The sequence below is a fragment of the Microvirga sp. RSM25 genome, assembly GCF_044784385.1.
Taxonomy (GTDB): domain Bacteria; phylum Pseudomonadota; class Alphaproteobacteria; order Rhizobiales; family Beijerinckiaceae; genus Microvirga; species Microvirga tunisiensis.
Genome location: NZ_CP173039.1, coordinates 1475817 through 1495871 on the forward strand (window position 1 = coordinate 1475817; position 20055 = coordinate 1495871).

Genomic DNA, 20055 nt, shown 5'->3' on the forward strand with positions numbered 1-20055 from the left:
GGATTAAATATCCGGAATGCTCTTTTGATCTACATTTCGATCTGCAGCGACGATCGATTAATTCTACTTAGGATGGAAGTAGGTTTTGCGCTGAGCTTAACCGCTTTTGGTCCGCTACATTGCTGCCCCTGCACCTGAAGGTTTATTGGTCTGCGACGATGGCTGTTGTCACCTTCAGTAGCGATATGCGGCCAGGACTTCGGTTGCAGGATTTCTTCGCGCTGGTCGCAAGTGAAATAAGCATCGCAACCGCCTCCCAGCCGCAGACGGCAACCTTCCGGGTTAATATCGATCAGATGATTGTCGATGTCCTCTATGGAGGACCTGCCGTCTCAGAATCCGCAGGGCGGGTGTCACAGCTGGAATTCCGGCGAGGTGACGCCCCGTGGCTCACTTACGGAAGTTTGAACGGTCCGGTTCTGTTCGACTATGGGATGCTCGCCAGTTTCCACGCGCAAGGTGCCGCCGCTGCAGCTGCCGTCATGCAAGGCGATGACCACATCATGGGTTCGTCTCACGGCGATTATCTAGAAGGATATGCCGGGAATGACCGTCTCGATGGCGGGGCCGGCGCAGATACGCTGGATGGTGGATCAGGCAACGACACCTACATCGTCGATAGCAGGGACGACCGCGTCTTCGAAACAATCGGAGGGGGCCACGACGTCGTCTTGACGAGTGTCAGCTTCGCCATAGCGTCCGATGCCGAGATCGAAGAGCTTATCGCTGTCGATGGGACGGGTTCCCTGTCCCTGATCGGCAGTGACTCCGCGAACCTGATCGCAGGCACTTCCGGCAACGACGAACTCGACGGTAAGGGAGGTGTCGACACCTTGACCGGCGGAGCCGGCGACGATCTCTATATCGTTGACAGCCCATTCGATATTGTCTGGGAGGACGTCGGACAGGGGCATGATACCGTCTTGGCCCACACGTCGTTCACGTTGAGCGCCAATATTGAAGTTTTGAAAGCCTCAGGCGGCTATTTCGCCATCAATCTGACGGGCAACGCGCTCTCCAATGAGATCTTCGGTAATTTGGGTGCCAACGGGATCTATGGCCTCGATGGAGACGACGGGCTCTATGGAGACGGTGGCAACGATATCATTGATGGTGGTGTCGGGCAGGATGTCTTGTATGGCGGAATTGGCAACGACTTCCTCTCAGGTGGGGATGGAAATGACCTTCTCTATGGGGACACGGGACAGGACACGATCGATGGTGGCACCGGTCATGACCGCCTCTATGGCGGCACCGAAAGCAACCGACTGCTCGGGCAGAGCGGCAACGATACGCTCTTTGGAGGAATGCACGCGGACACTTTGCAGGGCGGAGATGGCAACGACAGGCTTTACGGCGACGCCGGTAATGACGTTCTCGATGGCGGAGCCGGGAAAGACACCTTATCCGCGGGATGGGGACGTGACATCTTCATTTTCAAGAATGTGCTGAATGCGAAGACCAATGTCGATACGATCACGGACTTCAATGTGAAGGATGATACAATCCGCCTGGAGAACAGCGCTTTCAAAAAGCTACGCAAGACAGGAAAGCTGAAACCGGATTTCTTGACCATCGGCAGCAAAGCCCAGGATGGGAACGACTATCTAGTCTACAACAGGAAGAACGGCTACCTGTCCTATGACGCGGATGGCTCCGGCTCAAAGTACAATGCCATTCTGTTTTTCAAGTTGAAGGCTGGTCTCGCGATTACCGAAAAAGATTTCTACATCATCTAGCTTGGAATCTAGGCGGTAGTTATGACGCCTTCCGGTATAATTTCGCAATCTGCGATGAGCGCGTCTGCCGAGCGATGATCTGCGCGATCATATGCTCTCGCTCCCTCGAATGACCTATTGACACACATCCACCCAGTCGGCGCCGACGAGATCGGCCATCCGTTGAGGATGGATGCGCACAGCCGTGTGGATCGAGCCCGCTGCTGGGACGACTTCGTCGAAGGCTTTCAGGGAGATGTCGCAGTAGATCGGAAGCGGGGTTGCTAACCCGAACGGGCAGACCCCGCCAACGGGGTGCCCGGTGAGAGCCTGAACCTGTTCCGCATCCAGCATGGAGGCCTTGCCACCGAAGGTTGCCTTGACCTTGCGGTTATCCAGCCGCGCCGTACCGCTCGTGACGACGAGAAAGCTTTTCTCTCCCACGCGCATAGACAGCGTCTTGGCAATTTTTTCGGGCCCTACGCCATGTGCTTCCGCCGCCTGGGTCACGGTGGCGGTGCTGGTCTGCATTTCGATGATCTCGATATCCGGTGCGTTCTGGGCCAGAAAGGTGCGAACGGATTCGAGGCTCATGGCCGAGAAGCTCCTTTGATGGGAGTTGGAGGAGGCGGTGGGCATACCACAATTGGTCGCCCGATACGATGCGATCAGGATAGCCGCCGTCCCGTCCATCATGCAAACGTGTTTCTAGCGCTCGCTCTCCGGATAATCTGCTCCCCGACTTGTCTCCGCCCAGGCTTCGACTTCCGCGAGAGTTTCCTTGAGCTTCTCCCCGATTCCGTCGAGCGCAATGGCGCCGAGAACCAGATGCTTGGGCGGATCGTTCGCCTCGACGGCCCTGATGATGGCTTCCGCCGCCCGAACAGGATCGCCGGGTTGCTTGCCGCTGTAGTTCGCCGTCGTTTCAAGGCGGGCGCCAACGGTGTCCTGGTAATCGGCAATCGTCGGGCGCCGCTGCTGCAGGGAGCGGCCCGCCCAATCGGTGCGGAACGGTCCAGGCTCGACACAGGTTACCTTGATCCCGAGCGGCGCGACCTCCTTGGAGAGTGCGTCTGACAAGCCCTCCACCGCATGCTTGGTCGCGGCGTAGTAGCCGGAGCCTGGATAACCGATGAAGCCGGCCTGCGATGAGATATTGACGATATGCCCACGACGGCGCGCCCGCATACCGGGAAGCACTGCGCGGGTCATGGCTGCAAGACCGAAGACATTCGTCTCGAACTGGGCGCGGATCTCCGCGTCGTCGCCTTCCTCGATGGAGGCTTGGTACCCATAGCCGGCATTGTTCACGAGCACGTCGATGGCGCCAAAACGTATCTCAGCCTCATTGACGGCCGCGACGATGTCATCATGTTTGGTGACATCGAGCGACAGGGCCAGCGCCTTCTCCTCATGTCCGCGGGTTAGGTCCTCTACGCGACTGGCATTGCGCGCCGTCACCACGGCGCGCCAGCCCCGTCGCAGCACCAATTGCGCCAGTTCCCGTCCGAACCCGGTCGAGCAGCCCGTGATGAACCAAACGGGATTATCGTTGAGCGGCATGGGAAAATCCTCTTCAGGGCTGGTTCGAGACGGGAGGAATATAGGCGCTTCTTTAAGAGTGGGAATAGGCGCAGGGCGGCAGAGCCGAGAGAGCCGCTGAACGGCCCTCTCGTGCATAAGTTCACTTTGCGCCCGCTTGCGGGCGCATCACACCTTTTTCGTCGCGGCGCAGGGGAGCCGATTGCTTCGGCAACGGGGCGCCAGGAGCTTCAGCGACAGTCACGCCATGCGGCCAGTCGGCCGGAGCGATGGCCACATATCGGGCATAGCCACCCGTGCCGCCGAGAGGCTTGGCGAAGCCGATGGAGATCAGGGCCCCAGTCTCGGGGACCTTGTCGAGATTGGCGACACCTTCGGCTTGAGTGAAGTGATTGTGCAGAAGCCAGGATTCGCCTTCGAGAGTCGGTGTCGTGTCCGTGTCGAGAGGCTCGTGCCCATGAAACAGGATTTTGCGCTCGAGGTGCAGGAACTTGAGAGCATCGAGGCTGACACCCGGATGCGGCTTACTCGCAAATCGGGCCGGGTCGTTCCAGCCCTTGTACCAGTCCGAGCGGACCATAACGACGGCGCCTTCGGGAATTCGCCCCTTCCGGCTCTCCCAATCCTGGATGTCCTGCACACTGAGGTGATAGCCCGGATCCGCAGCCACTTTTTCATGGATCGGGATTACCACAAGCGGACGGACTGCATATGTCGCCGGAAGGTCGCTGATCGTTGCACCGTACTCGTCCCAATGGGCCGGCGGATCGAGCTGCGTACCGTACTGATCCGTGGTGAGCAGATAACTCGTGGCGACGAACCCATGCTTGGCATAGGTGTATTCGTCACCCTTCGCGACGTAATTCGGGATATCGGTCCCTGCCGTCGTCGCCTTGAACTCCGCGTGTCCGAAGCCTGGCCAGACCGGCTGAACCGGTGCGAAGGCGTGAGTGAGGTCGATATGCTTGGCAGTCTTGATACTTTGTTCGTAAACGGACCAGAGCCCGCTCTGCGGTTGGGAAGGTTGTTGTGCGAAGGCGTACGATGAGACGAGAGTGCTGGCGAGAAAGGCCGCTGCTGAGGCATAGTTCGAGATCACGGTAGGCTCTCCCTTGTCTAAACCGCACAATCATTCATCCATGTCCGCCTCGGTTCAATGCCTCATTTCTCCAGCCGCAGTCTGCGCCCCTATGCATTCCGGAAATCGATGAGTGGCTCGTCATAGATCGCAGTCAGCAGCCTGCCGTCACCTCTGACCACGCCGCGATACATGCCCGAGCAATTGAAGGGCAGGGAAACGTTGCCGGCTTGGTCGACTGCAATGACGCCACCGGAACCTCCGGCAGGCGCCAGCATGTTGATCACGACGGCACGCGCCGCTTCTTCCAGAGACTGGCCAGCATAGCGCATGCGGGACGCGATCTCATGGGCAGCCGCATAGCGGATGAAGATCTCGCCGTGACCCGTCGCCGAGATGGCGCAGGTCTCGTTGTCAGCCCATGTCCCTGCACCGATTACGGGACTGTCGCCGACGCGTCCTGGAGATTTAGCGGTCATGCCACCAGTGGATGTAGCGGCAGCAAGGTTGCCATGTCTGTCGCGGGCCACCGCGCCGACCGTGCCATGCTTGCGCGACTCGTCCTGGTCGTCCGCGCCGCTTTCGCGGATGGCAAGCGTTTCCTGCAAAGCGTTCCAGCGCTGCTCGGTGTAGAAATAGGACGGCTCCTCGAAAGCGAGGCCTTGCCTGCGGCAGAACTGCAGGGCGCTTTCCCCGATGAGGATCACGTGGCCGGAATGCTCCATCACGGCGCGGGCGGCAAGGACCGGATTGCGCGGGCCGCAGATCCCGGCGACGGCCCCAGCCGAGCGGTCGCGCCCGTCCATGACGGCAGCATCCATTTCCTGCTTGCCGGCCGAGGTATAAACCGCTCCACGCCCGGCGTTGAAGAGCGGTTCGTCTTCGAGCGCCATGACCGCCGCGGACACCGCATCGAGCGCGCTGCCGTCATCGGCCAGGACGATGCGCCCGGCCTCGAGCGCACGGCGCAGGCCCGCATGATAGGCAGCTTCCCGCTCGGGAGTCATCTTGCTGCGCAGGATCGTGCCAGCCCCGCCATGGACTGCGAGGGCGAAATCGTTGTCGGAGGTCTTGTTGCCGGTCATGGGATTCACGTCTCGGTTGTGAGGGATTTCAGTGCGCCGACGAGGCCCGGACGGTGATGACCATCACGACCTGTCATCGAGCCTGCAGCGACAAGGGCATCGAGAATGGCCTCCTGCGTAGCGTCGGCCATAGCCTCGAAGAGGAGGTCTATGCGATTCTCGTTGAGGATGCGGAGCTCCACGAGAGCAGTCTTCTCGTCATGAGACAGGATGTTGGCGGTGGTAAAGCCGAGTGCGATGTCGCCGCTGCCATGGCCCCAGAAGGCACCCAGTCGCGCCAAACCGACACCGGAGCGGCGAATGACTCGCTTGAGCTGCCGATCACTCAGGGGAATGTCCGTGGCCGCTATAATGATGATTGATCCTTTCTCTGCGGCCTTCTCGTCCATAGCGGCTTTTGAAGGCGCAACGATTCTGCCATCGGGAAGACGCAGGTCGCCCGAGCGGCCAAAATTGGATAGGACAAGGACACCCAGGTGAAAGCTTCGCCCATCGAGATCCAGTCGACGGGAGGACGAACCGATGCCGCCCTTGAAACCGAAGGTGCTCATCCCGCAGCCGGCACCCACGGAACCGCCCTCGAACTGAGGTGAAGCGCGCTCCAAAGCAGCACGTGCGTCCGCTTCCGTGACGGCCAGAGCCTGAATGTCGTTCAGGTACCCGTCATTGCACTCGAACACGACTGGGTTCACGGTCGCGGTCTCGCGGCCGATATCCGGATTGTTCTCGACGGCGTGGCGCACAAGCGCGGTGCAGCAGGTGCCAACTGAAAGAGTGTTGGTGAGCAGGATAGGCGTCTCGAGTGTGCCCAACTCCTCTACCTGCACCAGTCCTGCGCTTTTTCCGAAGCCGTTCAGAACATGAACGGCGGCAATCGGCTTCTCTCGATAGAGATTACCGCCATGCGGTACGATGGCGGTCACCCCGGTTCGGATGTCGCCATCAACGAGCGTCCGATGGCCGACGCGCACGCCTGGGACATCGGCGATGCTGTTGAGCGTACCTGCCGGCAGGCTGCCGCAGGCGAAGCCGGCATCCCGGGCACGGGAACGGCGGCTCATCAGGGGCATTCCGCCTTCACGAAGGCGGCGATCTCCGCATGGGTCGCGATCCAAACATCCGAGCGCCGGGTGATCTCCTCCAGGAGCTTCTCGAGGATCCAGATGCGCGAGCGGTAGCCGGTCACGTGCGGATGCATGGTGAGCAGGAAGAGACCGCCTTCCTCGTAGGCCCGCTCGAATTCACGGAAGAAGATGTCGTAGACGGCCGTCGGCGGTGTGTGCGGGCGCAGGCCGTTGAAACGGTGCATGTTGAAATACACTGCGTCGTCGCGGATCCATTCCACGGGAAGTTCCACGATGCCGGTGGGTTCGCCTTGTTCCAGCAATTCGTAAGGGTCGTCGTCGGCCATGAGCGACGAATCGTAGAGGAGGCCGAGTTCCCGCTCGATGCGCAGCGTACTGGGGCTGAAATCCCAGGACGGGGTTCGCAGGCCGACGGGACGCACGCCCGTGATTCGCTCCAGGGCATCCGCCGAGCGGAACATCAGATCGCGTTCGATCTCGTAGGGTAGCTGGCTGTTGAGCTCGTGGATCCAGCCGTGGATGCCGATCTCGTGGCCTTCCGCGACGACCCGGCGCTGCTCGTCTTCGTAGAGGAGGCCGGCGACGGCAGGGACGAAGAAGGTCGCCTTGGCATCATATTTGGCGAGCGCGTTGAGAATGCGCGGTACGCCCTGGCGGTTGCCGTATTGCCCCTGAGACATGCGGCCGATGGATTTGCCGCCGTCGCGCAGCTCGTTCGTCTCATGGTCGGAATCAAAGGAGAGGGCGACGGCGCAGCGGGCTCCGTTCTTCCACTTAGCCGGCTTCATGGAGCGGCCGGCGCGCACGTGATCCACCTTGCCGCGCCAGGTCTGCTCGTCCCAACGCCAGGGTTGGCTGCTGATATCGTCCATGCTTCCTCCTCAAAATCCTTGCTTGAAAATTTGCCCGCCCCGTTCTGGCTTCAGGAGCGTCCGCCATCCGCGGAGATGATCTGTCCGGAGATCCAGGCCGCTGCATCGGAGGCCAGGAACATGACGGCATTGGCTATGTCCTGCGGATAACCCAGGCGCCGTGTATGAATGCTCTCCACCAGGCGAGCCTGGCCTTCGGGGCCATAGCTCTCCCACTGGCGCTGCGTTGCCGGGTTCGACAGCACGAAGCCGGGGGCGACGCTGTTGACGGTGATGCCATGAGGACCTAGTTCGAAGCTGAGCTGCTTCGTCAGCCCGACGAGGGCATGCTTCGAGGCCGTATAGGCCTGGATGCCGGTTAGGCTCGGACGCAGGCCTGCTCCCGACGAGATATTGACGATCCGGCCGAACGTCTGGCGCTTCATGTGAGGGGCCACGGCCTGCGAGCACCAGAAGGCGCCGTGCACATTGGCCTCGAAGAGAACAAGCCAATCCTGCTCGCTGACCTCCTCGATCGGTTTTGCCACTTGTCCTCGGACGCCGCCGGCGCAATTGACGAGAATGTCGATGCCTCCGAGGCTGTCCGCCATCTCGTCGAAGGCGCGGCCGACCGCAGCACGATCCGCAAGATCAAGGGTGCGGGTCGCTTTGGCTCCCGCTTCCGCAGCGACGCGCAAGCCGGCATCGTCCATGTCGAGAGCCCACACATGGGCGCCCTCTGCCGCAAGGGCTTGAACGATGGTCCGGCCGATACCCTGCGCCGCTCCGGTCACGGCAACGCAGCGATTGGTGAAATCCAGATTCATAGCGTCAGCATCTCGTCGAGGGTGGGCCAGGATTGTTCGCGCTGCCCGTCCTCGATGTCGTGGATCAGCTCGACCAGCTTATCGATGGCAGGCGTTGGGATGCCTGCCTCCCTTCCGAGGACGGCAATGATCGCGATCTGTGCGTCGACTTCGGTCTTACGCTTGCGCACGGCGAGATCGCGCCAGATGCCGGAATGGGTCTTGGCCGTGTGCCGGTTGAACTCGGCCATGTCGGCGACGGAGCGGTGCGCTGCCGTCTCATCCGCACCCGGCATGAAGGCGTCCGGATCGAAGCCGTTGAATCCCAACGGCTTCACGCCACGGGCTTTCGCCACCGCCATCACTTCCTGCCCAAGGCGGCGATAGACCGAAAAGTGACGCTCGGAAACGAGGTTCTCGGACATGGAGGCATTGGTCAGCGCCGTTGCGAAAAGCAGCGAGCCGTAACCGAGCTTGCCCCAGAGATAGCCCCAGATGTTATCGGTCAGCACGGCTTTCGGCTCGAAGATCGACAGCAGGCGATGATAGTCGCGCACCGCATCCGTGGCTTGCCCGTCGAGGCCGCCGACCGCGACCGCTGCCCGGTTTCCGAAAAGAATGCGGCCGGGCTCCAGCCAGTCCGCGCCGAAGTTGACGAAGCAGCCGATGGTGCGCTCGGCACCGACTTCCTCGGCAATGACGATCTCGTTCAGCCCGTTCTGAGCGGAGAGAACGGTGCCGTTATCAGCCAGATGCGGTTTCAAGGCACGTACGGCATCGCGGGTGTGGTGAGCTTTGACGGCCAGGATGATGCGCTTGAACTTGCCCTTGACCTCGCTGGGCAGCGCGGCCTTGACCGTTTGCTGAAAGGTCTCGACTGGCCCCTCGAGGAAGAGGCCGTCCCGCTTCATGGCCTCCACGTGCGGCTCGACGATGTCGACGAGCCGCACGTCTTCGCCCGCACGAGCCAGATAGGCGCCGAGGGTTCCACCGATGGCGCCTGCGCCCCAGATCAGAATGGTGTTCTCGTTCATTGCCAGTTCTCGATCAGCGCGCGGGTTTCTTCGATGGCGACGGACCAGATGGCGTTCATGTCTTCATCGGAGCGCTGGAAGTAGCCGCCGAAATTTCCGTCCTGCAGGATCTCGCGGACGCCTTTAGGGCCGAACGTGCGCATGCGCTCCAGATCGACCATCGGCTTCTGGTGAGATGGTTGCTCGATTCCGGGCAGACGGGTCCAGGGGAAGTTCTCCATCCAGGAAGCATGGGAGGCGACCGGGTCGATTTGCTTCACCTTCTCGAACGTGCGCGGCGCGTTCCACCAGTTATGGAATTTCACGCGGCAATCCGGGTTCTCGCCCATCCATTCGATGGCAGCGGTCTGGCCGGGCGTGTTGCCGCCATGGCCGTTGACGAAGAGGATCCGGCGAAAGCCTGTGCGTTTCAAGGACTCGAGGATGTCGGTGATGATGCGCAGGTAAGTATCCGCTCTCAGGGAAATGGTTCCCGGATAAGCCATGAAATAAGGTGTGATGCCGTAGGCCTGAACGGGGAAGACCGGAACGCCTGTCGGCGCGGCTGCTTCCGAAGCTACGCGTTCCGCCAGGATGCTGTCGACGGACAGGCTGAGGTAGGCGTGCTGCTCCGTACAGCCGAGCGGGACGACGGCGCGATCATCCGTCTTCAGATATTCTTCGACCTGAAGCCAGTTCATCTCACTGATTTTCATGAAGGGACTTCCTCTTGCGAAACGAGGGACGAGCGCAGCCGCTCGATCACGGGGAGCAGCGTGGCGCGAATGGCATGGGGATCCGGCACGTAGCGGAATTCCATGGCTTGGCGATCCTCCGGCAACTTCTGCCGGACAGTTGCTTCCGCACCGCTGGCATAGATCGCCACGTCGATCTGAGACAGAAACACCTCCAGGTCGGGTGCCGTAATCAGGCGCACGTCCACATCGGAAACGTGAGGGGCGAAGCGCAGCACGCCGGGCTTCATCAGGGCGGTGAATTCAGGAAAGATCGACACGATGCCGATGCGAGCCATGGGATCGATCATGGCGAGCTGCGCCCGCGTCTCTTCCGCCGGAATGAAGCTCAGGCCAACGACCGGAATGCCGTTGGGAACGAGGTGCTCGACTTCGCCGCGTCGGTGAGCGAGGGTGACGCAGATATCGCAGTGCAGAGGGAAGGTCTCGCCCGCATGCAGGGCGTCTACCGTCGTCACCGCGATGGTGTCGCCGGCGCCCAGATATTCCTGGATCCTGTTGGCGTATTGCTGGGTCGTCTCGACGAAATTGCCCACCATGACGAGACGCAGAGGCCGCGTCGGCGTCGGCCCCCGAGCGGCGCGCGCATTCACCAGCGACGACACGACCGAGGGTGCGAGGCCGAGTTGCTTGGCCTCAGTGAAGAGCATTTCGATTCTACGCTGGATCTTTCGGATAGCGGACGAGCGCAGGCCGTCGCTGTTGTGTCCGTCGCCGACATAAGTGCCAGCACCCGGCTTCGCCTCGATGAGCCCTGCCTCGCGCAGCTCCCGGTAAACCGTCGCGACGGTCATATGCGCAATGCCAGCCCGCTCGGCCAATTCCCGCACGGAGGGCAAGCGCTGACCGGTGGGCAACTCGCCGAGAGCAATGCCGAACTCGATCAGGCCGCGCAGCTGGATGCCAAGCGGCACCGGAAGAGTACGGTCAAGCGCCCCAGCGAGATTGGCAAGAATGCGTTCGTCGGGCGTCTGTACCGTGTCGCTATAACGGATGCCTTCATAAGCGTCAGATGCTGGTTGAGGTTTGGGCAAGGCGCTGTTGACTTTTCTTAACCGGGTGACCTACCGTTCTAATCGATAAGAACACCTTGGACGAAAAGCCAGGGTCTTAGCAAGAGGGGAAGTGAAGTGAAACAAAACTTCAAGCTTGGTGGATCGCTCGTCGCAGCTCTCGTCCTCGGAACCGTTCTCGGCGGCTCGGTTTCGGCACAAACGCTGACCATGGGCCTTCGGGCAGGCCCTGACTCGATCGACCCGCATTGGTCGACGCTCGGCAGTCAGGCGGAGGCACTGCGTCATATCTTCGATACGCTCGTGATGTCGGACGAGAACCTGGGACTGAAGCCAGGTCTTGCAACCTCATGGAAGCCGATCGACGACACGACCTGGGAGTTCAAGATCCGCGAGGGCGTGAAGTTTCACGACGGATCGGAGCTGACTGCCGAGGACGTGAAGTTCTCGATCGACCGCATCCCGGTGGTCACCGGCCCCATGAGCATGACCATCTATACGAAGCAGGTTGCGGAGACGAAGGTCGCCGACAAGTACACCCTGCACGTGAAGACGAAGGCTCCGGCTCCGACCCTGCCGAACGATTTCATCCGCCTCTTCGTCGTGTCGAAGTCCGTCGGCATGGAAGCCCGCAACGAGCAGTTCAACTCGGGCAAAGCCGCTATCGGCACCGGCCCGTACAAATTCGTCTCCTGGGAGCCCAAGGGTGATCTCGTCCTTGAGCGCTTCGATAGCTATTGGGGCGAGAAGCAGCCCTGGCAGAAGGTGATCCGTAAGGAAATTCCGAGCGATCCGGCTCGCATGGCAGCACTGAAGTCCGGCCAGGTCGATCTCGCCAACTACGTGCCGGCCACCGACTATGCTGCGATGCAGAAGGACAAGTCGGTCGACACCTTCGTGGCCGACTCGGTCTATTTTCTGAACATCACGCCCAATGTTAAGGAGACCCTGCCGAAGAAGGTGAAGGTCGACGGCAAGGAGATCGAAGCCAACCCGTTGCGCGATCCCAAGGTGCGTGAGGCCATGGATCTCGCCATCGACCGTAAGACGCTCGTTCGCGTCGTACTCGAAGGCCTCGGCCGCCCGGCCAACCAGCTGATGCCCGCGAGTTTCTTCGGCGGCAACAAGAACCTGCCCGAGCGTCCCTACGATCTGGCCAAGGCGAAGCAGCTGCTGGCCGATGCGGGTTACCCCAAGGGCTTCGAGATCGACTTCCATTGCACCAACAATCGCCTGCCGGGCGATGGAGCAGTGTGCGAGGCGCTCTCGCAGATGTGGGCCCGCGCTGGATTGAAGGTGAACGCCAATGCGCTCAACGGCACTGTGTTCTTCCCGGCGCAGCAGAAGGGCGAGTTCTCGCTCTGGATGAGCGGCTGGGGCACGCTGACCGGCGAGGCGAGCTACACCTATGGATCGCTCGTGCACACAGCGGATCCGCAGGTCGGCCTCGGCGCCTTCAACAAGCAGGGTTATTCCAATCCGGAAGTGGACAAGCTGCTCCAGGAAGGCGCACGCACCATGGACGACCCGAAGCGCCGCGCCTTGTTCGAAAAGGTGACGGAAGTCTCCATGAACGACCGCGCGCTGATCCCCACTGTTCAGATCCAGACAGTATGGGCGGCCAAGAAGGGCATGGTTACCATTCCGCCGCGCGTCGATCAGGAAACCTTGGCTTACGAGATCAAGCCGAAGAGCTGATTGTGTTGATAGCTGGCCGGTCATCCCGGCCGGCCTCTCCCGGAGGGAAGAAAATCTTCCCTCCGGCTTTTTTGATTGATCCCCGTCCTGGAGTGTCGGACAGCCTGTCCCTCGCTCCTCGGCATCCCGACACCATGCACGAGACAGCATGATTGGTTTTCTTATTCAGCGCATTCTGCAAGCGATCATGGTCGTGATCGCGATGTCGATCATCGTGTTCCTTGGCGTCTACGCCATCGGCAATCCGATCGACGTGATGATCGATCCGGGATCGGACCAAGCGCTGCGCGAAGCGCTGATCCAGCGGTACGGCTTCGATCGTCCCCTGATTGAGCAGTACTTCGTGTTCATGAACAATATGCTGCACGGGGATCTCGGCCAATCCTTCATCTATCGCCTGCCTGTGCTCAACCTGATCATGTCGCGTCTTCCAGCAACATTGGAACTCGCGCTGACGGCCATGTTGATCGCCACCGGCCTCGGCATTCCGCTCGGTTTGTGGGCCGGCTACAAGCCAGATCTGCTTTCAGCCAAAACGATCATGGGCTTTTCGGTCCTCGGGTTCAGCGTGCCGAGCTTCTGGGTCGGACTTCTGCTCATCATGATCTTCGCGGTCGAGCTCGGATGGTTGCCGTCAGGCGGGCGGGGGCCGACCACTCAGGTGCTCGGCATGAACCTGTCGATCACCTCCCTCGAGGGCTGGAGCTACATCATCCTGCCGGCGTTCAACTTGGCGCTGTTCAAGCTCGGTCTGCTGATCCGTCTGACGCGCGCGGGCACGGTCGAGGTGATGAGCTCCGACTATGTGCGCTTTGCCCGCGCACAAGGCTTGTCCGAGAGCAAGGTCGTCGGCCTTCATGTGCTCAAGAACATCTCAATTCCGATCGTGACGGTCTTCGGCCTGGAGCTCGGCTCGACGCTTGCCTTCGCGGTGGTGACGGAAACGGTCTTCAACTGGCCCGGCATGGGCAAACTCATCATCGACTCGATTACCGTTCTCGACCGGCCCGTGATGGTCGCCTACCTCATCCTCGTAGTGTTCCTCTTCGTTATGATCAATCTCGTTGTCGATCTGGTCTATGGCCAGCTTGACCCGCGCATCCGTGTAAAGGGAGCGTCATGAGCAGTTCCCCCGCTCTCCCATTGCCGGCGGAGACTGGCTGGACCCGGTTCTCCAATTTCTGGTCGGATTTTCGCCAGAGCCCCGTTGCCGTCGCTGCCCTAATCATCGTCGTCGCAGTCGTCCTCATGGCTGTGCTCGCGCCCTTCGTGGCGCCGCAGGATCCCTATAACCAGGAGACTCTCGACCTGTTCGACGCCCGTCTTGAGCCCGGGGAGGTCGGTTCCGGCGGCTATGCCCATTGGCTCGGCACCGATGCTGCCGGGCGAGACATCTTTTCGGCCATTCTTTATGGGTTACGCACGAGCCTTATCGTCGGCGTCATGGCCAGTACGTTGGCGCTTGTACTCGGTACGACGGTCGGTCTCGTTGCGGCCTATTATGGCGGCCGCATCGAGGCGCTTATCATGCGCATCATCGATCTGCAGCTCTCTCTGCCGGCGATCCTGCTCGCGCTGGTTCTCGTCGCGATGCTGGGGCAGGGGCTGATGCAGCTCGTCGCGGCGCTCGTGGCTGCGCAATATGCCTATTTCGCACGTACGACCCATGGTGCGGCCAGCGCGGAGCGGCGCAAGGATTACATCGAGGCGGCGCTTTCCACGCCGCTGCCCGCGCGCCATGTGCTGTTTCGTCATCTCCTGCCCAATGCGCTGCCGCCCCTGATCGTGGTGGCAACGGTGCAGGTGGCGAACTCCATCGCCCTCGAAGCGACTCTGTCCTTCCTTGGGCTCGGACTTCCCATCACGCAGCCTTCGCTGGGGTCCCTCATCTCCAATGGGTTCCAATTCCTGCTGTCGGGCCGCTACTGGATCTCGATCTATCCGGGCATCGCGCTGATGCTGATTGTCGTCGCCATCAATCTCGTCGGCGATCAGGTCCGCAACGTTTTAAACCCGAGGCGCAGCCGATGAGCGATGCGGTTCTTCGCGTCAAAGACCTTCAGACGCAGTTCCAGACCCGGGCCGGCGTTCTGAAGGCCGTCGACGGCGTCAGCTTCGAGGTCGGCCGCGGCCGTATTCTGGGGCTCGTCGGCGAGTCTGGTTCCGGCAAGAGCGTGACGGGATATTCCATTCTTGGCCTAGTCGAGCCGCCCGGCAGGATCGCAGGGGGCGAGGTGCTCCTGAACGGCAAGGATCTCACCCGCCTGAAGGGCGAGGCCATGCGGCAAGTCCGCGGCGCCCAGATCGCCATGGTCTTCCAGGACCCGATGATGACGCTCAATCCGGTCCTCAAGATCGGAACGCAGATGATCGCGGCCGTGCGGGCTCACGACAGGGTCTCGCGCAAGGTAGCTCGTGAAAGAGCCCGCGATGCACTCGCCAAGGTGGGCATTCCGAGCCCCGAGGAGCGGCTCGATACGTATCCGCATCAGCTCTCCGGCGGCATGCGCCAGCGCGTGGCTATCGCCATCGCTCTCCTGCACAGCCCTGCCGTCATCATCGCGGATGAGCCGACCACAGCGCTCGACGTCTCGATCCAGGGCCAGATTCTAGCCGAGGTGCGGCGACTTGCGGATGAGACCGGCACGGCATTCGTGTGGGTGACGCACGACCTCGCCGTGGTGTCGAGCCTCGCGGACGATATCTGCGTCATGTATGCGGGAAGGGTTGTGGAAAGTGGTCCTGCCGCCGACGTGATCGCATCGCCGCGTCATCCCTACACCGCTGGTCTCCTCGCATCTGTGCCCGCCGAGCACGAGCCCGGGACGAAGCTTCCGCAAGTTCCCGGTTCGACACCTTCCCTGGCCAATCTCCCGCCGGGCTGCGCCTTCGCGCCCCGCTGTGCCAAGGCGGGACCGGCCTGCACCACGACACCGCCTGTCCAGCACTTCGAGGATGGACGCACCGCCCTTTGCCATTACCCGATCGAGCCCGTTTCATGCCAGCCGCTCTCCTTGACATCGACCACGTATCGAAGCGCTTCGTAAAGCAACCCAATCTCGGAGAGCGCATCGCCGGTCTCTTGGGTGCGGGGCAGAAGGCCGAGACTGTGCGCGCTGTAACCGATGTAAGTCTCACGATCGCCAAGGGCGAGGTTGTGGGCCTCGTTGGTGAATCCGGCTGCGGAAAGTCGACGCTTGGGCGCATGGTCGCCGGCATCTACACGCCGAGCGACGGCAAGATTCTGTTCGACAAGGTGCCCGTGGCCAAGTCGCAGGGACGGCGCACGCAGAAGCTGACGACCCGTGTGCAGATGATCCACCAGGATCCCTTCGCGAGCCTCAATCCGCGCATCCGCATTGGCGATACGGTGGCCGAAGGCCCGGTGGCGCACAACATCGTCAGGTCGCGCGAGGCGGATTCCTATGTGGCGGATCTGCTCGGCCGCGTCGGACTCGACCCGAGCTACCGCAGGCGCTTTCCCCATCAGTTCTCCGGCGGCCAGCGCCAGCGCATCGCCATTGCCCGCGCACTCGCCATGAAGCCGGATCTTCTCGTGCTTGACGAACCCGTGGCATCGCTCGACGTGTCGATCCAGGCGCAGGTGCTGAACCTTTTCATGGATCTGCGTCGCGATCTCGATCTGACCGGTATCTTCATCAGCCATGATCTCGGTGTGGTTCGACACGTCTCCGACCGAGTCGCGATCATGTATCTCGGACGCATCGTCGAACTGGCGCCGACATCCGAGCTCTATGCCAAACCGAACCATCCCTATACCCGCGCGCTCTTCGAAAGCGTTCCGCGCATCGGCGTGGGCCGGAAGGACTTTCGGCCGATTGCCGGCGAGATTCCGTCGCCGCTCCATCCGCCGAGCGGATGTCACTTCCACCCGCGCTGTCCCTTCGCAGGTCCACGCTGCAAGCGGGAAACGCCTCCGCTGACCGCTATCGGCCCCGGCCGCTTCTCCGCCTGCCATCTCAACACCGGTGGCACGGATTAATCGAGAAGACTGACAGACATGACCCAGCACGCCTCTCTCGTGGCGCTCCATGAGCGCATCGCTGCCGTCAACGATGTGCTCAATGCAACATCCGTCCTGACATGGGATTCCCGCACCATGATGCCCGCGGGCGGAGCGGAAACCCGCGGACATCAGATCGCGACGCTGACGCGGATCGCGCGCGATCTGCTTCTCGCGCCCGAGACCGAGAGGGCGCTTGAGGGGGCCGAGCGGGCGGTCGAGGGACTTGCGGAGGATTCTGCCAAGCGGCGCATGGTGCAGCAGACGCGGCATGCGGTGGAGCATCACAAGAGAGTGCCTGCATCCCTGATCCAGGAGCGGGCGGCCCTTCGCACCGTCGCCCAGGCAGCCTGGATCGAGGCGCGTTCAAAGAGCGATTTCTCGGTCTTCTCGTCCTACCTTGCCAAGACTGTCGAATTGTCCCGCGCATATGCCGATTGCATCGGCTGGAGCGAGCATCCCTATGACGCAATGGTATCAATCTACGAGCCAGGCGAAACGGCTGCGAGTCTCAAAGACCTTTTCAAGGAATTGCGGGCAGGGCTGCTGCCGATCCTTGACGCTGCGAGGTCCCGGCCTCAACCCCGTTCGGACTTCCTGTTCCGCGATTTTCCGGAAGAGGGGCAGCGCGCCTTTGGGCTGAGCCTTACCGAGAAGCTCGGTTACGATCTCCAACGCGGGCGCCTGGATACCACGGTGCATCCGTTCGAGGTGTCGTTCACGCGCAACGACGTGCGCATCACCACCCGCTACAACCGCAACTATCTTCCCGCTTCCATCTTCGGCACCGCCCACGAGACCGGGCATGGACTCTATGAGCAGGGCGTCGATCCGGCCTACACCCGCACGACGCTCACCACCGATCTGGTCGGCCTCTACGCGGTCGGCGGCACCAGCTTCGGTGCCCATGAATCCCAGTCGCGCCTCTGGGAGAACCACATCGTCCGCAGCCGTACCTTCTGGCAGCTTCACTTCCCCGAGCTGCAGAAGCATTTCCCGGATCAACTCGGCGACGTGAGCGCGGAAGAGTTCTATCGCGCCGTCACACGCGTGGAGCCCGGCTTCATCCGTGTCGAGGCTGATGAGCTGACCTATGACTTCCACATCATACTGCGCGCCGACATCGAATGTGCTCTCATGGACCGTTCGCTGCCCGTGGCCGATCTGCCTGAAGCCTGGAATGCCGCAATCAGACGCGATCTTGATCTCGTCGTGCCGAACGATGCGCATGGCGTCTTGCAGGACGTACATTGGTCGACGGGATATATCGGCTCCTTCCCGACCTACACGATCGGCAATGTCATGGGCGCGCAGATGATGGAGACCCTGCGCAGGCAGAAGCCCTCTCTCGATGCTGCCATCACGGCAGGCGAGTATTCCACTCTGGCGCAAGAACTGCGCACCCGGATTTGGCAGCACGGCCGCCGGTTCAGGCGCGACGAGTTGCTGGAGCGCGAAACGGGACGCCGTCTCGATCCGGCGCCTTATCTCGCTTATCTCCGCAGCAAGTACGCAACATAGAAGATCGGCGGCAACTGGAACTAGTTTCGCCATTTGTCCTAGGAGCAGGTAAATATACTTATACTAAAGTAGGGCCACATTAACCAATCGGGCAGTATTGCGAAGCAAATCACAATACAAGTTGGGGCTCTTCGGTGTTGAATAGAGTTACGTTGCCTGTAAAGATCATGGCGCTGGTTGCCATGGTCATCTTCTCGACGGCTGGAACCATGTGGTTTGCCGCTTCGCGTCAGATCTGGTCTGATCTGGAGATACAGCAGCAGCAGAAGGCCGAGCAGTATTTGCGCAGCCTCTCTCTCGTCTATGCTGCGCGGATGTCCGGCGCCGAGACCAGGATCGAGAATGGTCGGGTCGCACGCATTGTGAGTCCGCCGCTGGCCGAGTACAAGGATTTCTCGGTCGTCGACGATTCCGTGTCCTATGTTGGTGGCAATGCCACTATCTTCACCTTCGATGCGGCGCAGGACAAATTCATCCGCCGCGTCACGACGGTCAAGAAAGAGAAGGGGGAGCGGGCAGTTGGCACGGCCCTGGCTCCGGATAGCCCGGCTCAAGCCTTTGTTCGCCGCGGCGAGCCCTATTACGGCCCGACAATGCTGTTCGGGAGCCAGTTCTACACGGCCTATCAGCCGACTTTCGACAATGCAGGCAAGGTCAACGGCATTCTCTATGTAGGCGTGCCGGTTGCGGATCTGCATGGAGCCTATTCGTCGACGATGACGATGCTGACCATAGCAGCAGGCTTGATCGCTGTTCTTGCCAGCATAGGCGCCATGCTGATTGCGACCAGACTGTTCCGCCCGCTCAAGGAGATCACCGGCCGGGTCGAGAAGCTGGCGGAAGGAGATCTCGAAAGCGCCATCGGTTACCAGGACCGTGGCGATGAGATCGGTGCAGTGGCCAAGTCCTTGCAGGTCTTCAGAAGCGCGCTGATCGCCCAGAGACAGACTGGTGAGGCTGCTGCTCGAGAGCAGGAGGCGAAGACCCGCCGTGCCCAGATGCTGGACAAGCTCACGCAGCACTTTGAGTCGAAGGTTTCGACCCTGACGCATCGCCTGTCCGTTGCCGCATCGGATCTGGAGGCGACCGCTCAGTCCATGACATCGGTCGCCGACAAGGCGACCCACCAATCCGTGGGCGTCGCTTCCGCCTCGCAGCAGACTTCCGCAAATGTGCAGACGGTTGCGGCCGCCACGGAGCAGCTGTCCATCTCCATTCGTGAGATCGCTTCGCAGGTGGCTCAGTCATCCAGCATTGCCGAGCGCGCCGTGGTCGACGCCCAGCGTACGAACGGCATCGTGCAGATGCTCGCAGGCTCCGCCGAGAAGATCGGCCACGTGGTTCAGCTCATCAACAGCATTGCGTCTCAGACCAACCTCCTGGCGCTCAACGCCACAATCGAGGCCGCCCGGGCGGGAGAGGCCGGTAAGGGCTTTGCGGTCGTCGCTTCGGAAGTGAAGGAACTCGCCAACCAGACCTCTCGGGCGACCGACGAAATCTCGGCTCAGATCGCCAGCGTGCAGCAGGTGACAGGCGAGGCCGTACAGGCGATCCAGGCGATCGCCGGTACCATCGGCGAGATGTCCCAGATCTCGGTGACGATCGCGGCGGCCATGGAAGAGCAGGGTGCGGCTACGGCCGAGATCTCCCGCAATGTGCAGGAAGCGGCCCGCGGCACAGACGTCGTCACGGGCAGCATTGGAGAGGTTCGTCAGGCAGCCGGCGACACAGGTGCCGCGGCATCCCAGGTGCTTTCGGCGGCGCAGGAGCTTGCGCGGCATTCCGCCAGCCTTGGACAGGAGGTCGACTCCTTCCTCTCCGGAGTCAAAGCCGCGTAATTCAGGGTATCGACTGAAAATGAAAAGA

18 protein-coding genes are annotated in these 20055 nt (G+C 61.3%); 8 read left to right on the top strand and 10 right to left on the bottom strand.

The annotated features are described in order from the left end of the window. Positions 1-158: 158 nt before the first annotated feature. Complete coding sequence (locus tag ACD578_RS07105) at positions 159-1739, top strand: calcium-binding protein (RefSeq protein WP_404291991.1); 1581 nt, start codon at positions 159-161, stop codon at positions 1737-1739. A gap of 114 nt (positions 1740-1853) precedes the next feature. Here the strand turns inward: ACD578_RS07105 and ACD578_RS07110 are convergent, their stop codons facing one another. The 10 genes from ACD578_RS07110 to ACD578_RS07155 form a co-directional block, all read right to left on the bottom strand. Beyond that, entirely contained in the window at positions 1854-2312 is a 459-nt protein-coding gene (locus tag ACD578_RS07110; RefSeq protein WP_404291992.1) for a YbaK/EbsC family protein, read from the bottom strand. Between the two features lie 114 nt (positions 2313-2426). Then, on the bottom strand, positions 2427-3281 hold the full coding sequence (locus ACD578_RS07115; protein WP_404291993.1) for an oxidoreductase: 855 nt from the start codon (positions 3279-3281) through the stop codon (positions 2427-2429). 121 nt (positions 3282-3402) lie between these two features. After that, positions 3403-4359, bottom strand: coding sequence for a cyclase family protein (locus ACD578_RS07120; RefSeq protein ID WP_404291994.1), 957 nt, complete (start codon positions 4357-4359; stop codon positions 3403-3405). 89 nt (positions 4360-4448) lie between these two features. After that, on the bottom strand, positions 4449-5423 hold the full coding sequence (locus tag ACD578_RS07125; RefSeq protein WP_404291995.1) for an isoaspartyl peptidase/L-asparaginase family protein: 975 nt from the start codon (positions 5421-5423) through the stop codon (positions 4449-4451). A 5-nt stretch (positions 5424-5428) separates the two neighbouring features. Beyond that, positions 5429-6484, bottom strand: coding sequence for a P1 family peptidase (locus tag ACD578_RS07130; protein ID WP_404291996.1), 1056 nt, complete (start codon positions 6482-6484; stop codon positions 5429-5431). After that, complete coding sequence (locus tag ACD578_RS07135) at positions 6484-7380, bottom strand: polysaccharide deacetylase (RefSeq protein WP_404291997.1); 897 nt, start codon at positions 7378-7380, stop codon at positions 6484-6486. The genes ACD578_RS07130 and ACD578_RS07135 overlap by 1 nt, the downstream gene beginning before the upstream one ends. Before the next feature lie 50 nt (positions 7381-7430). Beyond that, entirely contained in the window at positions 7431-8186 is a 756-nt protein-coding gene (locus ACD578_RS07140) for an SDR family NAD(P)-dependent oxidoreductase (RefSeq protein WP_404291998.1), read from the bottom strand. Beyond that, a complete protein-coding gene (locus ACD578_RS07145; RefSeq protein ID WP_404291999.1) occupies positions 8183-9199 on the bottom strand; it encodes a ketopantoate reductase family protein in 1017 nt (338 codons plus the stop codon). Before ACD578_RS07145 ends, ACD578_RS07140 begins: the two co-directional genes overlap by 4 nt. After that, positions 9196-9894 (bottom strand): creatininase family protein, encoded by a 699-nt coding sequence (locus ACD578_RS07150; RefSeq protein ID WP_404292000.1) that lies wholly within the window; start codon positions 9892-9894, stop codon positions 9196-9198. The genes ACD578_RS07145 and ACD578_RS07150 overlap by 4 nt, the downstream gene beginning before the upstream one ends. Further along, positions 9891-10967 carry a GntR family transcriptional regulator gene (locus ACD578_RS07155; protein WP_404292001.1) on the bottom strand — a complete coding sequence of 359 codons (1077 nt, stop codon included), beginning with the start codon at positions 10965-10967 and terminating at the stop codon, positions 9891-9893. Before ACD578_RS07155 ends, ACD578_RS07150 begins: the two co-directional genes overlap by 4 nt. A gap of 96 nt (positions 10968-11063) precedes the next feature. Between ACD578_RS07155 and ACD578_RS07160 the strand changes: the two genes are divergently transcribed. The 7 genes from ACD578_RS07160 to ACD578_RS07190 all read left to right on the top strand — a co-directional run bounded on the left by ACD578_RS07160 (position 11064) and on the right by ACD578_RS07190 (position 20027). Further along, complete coding sequence (locus tag ACD578_RS07160; protein ID WP_404292002.1) at positions 11064-12644, top strand: ABC transporter substrate-binding protein; 1581 nt, start codon at positions 11064-11066, stop codon at positions 12642-12644. Between the two features lie 148 nt (positions 12645-12792). Continuing rightward, the gene (locus ACD578_RS07165) at positions 12793-13767 is read left to right on the top strand and encodes an ABC transporter permease (protein ID WP_404292003.1); all 975 of its coding nucleotides are present in this window, start codon (positions 12793-12795) and stop codon (positions 13765-13767) included. Then, the gene (locus ACD578_RS07170; protein WP_404292004.1) at positions 13764-14675 is read left to right on the top strand and encodes an ABC transporter permease; all 912 of its coding nucleotides are present in this window, start codon (positions 13764-13766) and stop codon (positions 14673-14675) included. Before ACD578_RS07165 ends, ACD578_RS07170 begins: the two co-directional genes overlap by 4 nt. Continuing rightward, positions 14672-15691, top strand: a complete 1020-nt coding sequence (locus ACD578_RS07175) for an ABC transporter ATP-binding protein (RefSeq protein ID WP_404292005.1) — start codon at positions 14672-14674, stop codon at positions 15689-15691. Before ACD578_RS07170 ends, ACD578_RS07175 begins: the two co-directional genes overlap by 4 nt. Then, on the top strand, positions 15643-16647 hold the full coding sequence (locus tag ACD578_RS07180; RefSeq protein ID WP_404292006.1) for an ABC transporter ATP-binding protein: 1005 nt from the start codon (positions 15643-15645) through the stop codon (positions 16645-16647). The genes ACD578_RS07175 and ACD578_RS07180 overlap by 49 nt, the downstream gene beginning before the upstream one ends. Positions 16648-16665: 18 nt before the next feature. Beyond that, positions 16666-18189 (top strand): carboxypeptidase M32, encoded by a 1524-nt coding sequence (locus ACD578_RS07185; RefSeq protein WP_404292007.1) that lies wholly within the window; start codon positions 16666-16668, stop codon positions 18187-18189. Positions 18190-18323: 134 nt separating this feature from the next. Next, positions 18324-20027 carry a methyl-accepting chemotaxis protein gene (locus ACD578_RS07190; RefSeq protein WP_404292008.1) on the top strand — a complete coding sequence of 568 codons (1704 nt, stop codon included), beginning with the start codon at positions 18324-18326 and terminating at the stop codon, positions 20025-20027. Positions 20028-20055: the final 28 nt, after the last annotated feature.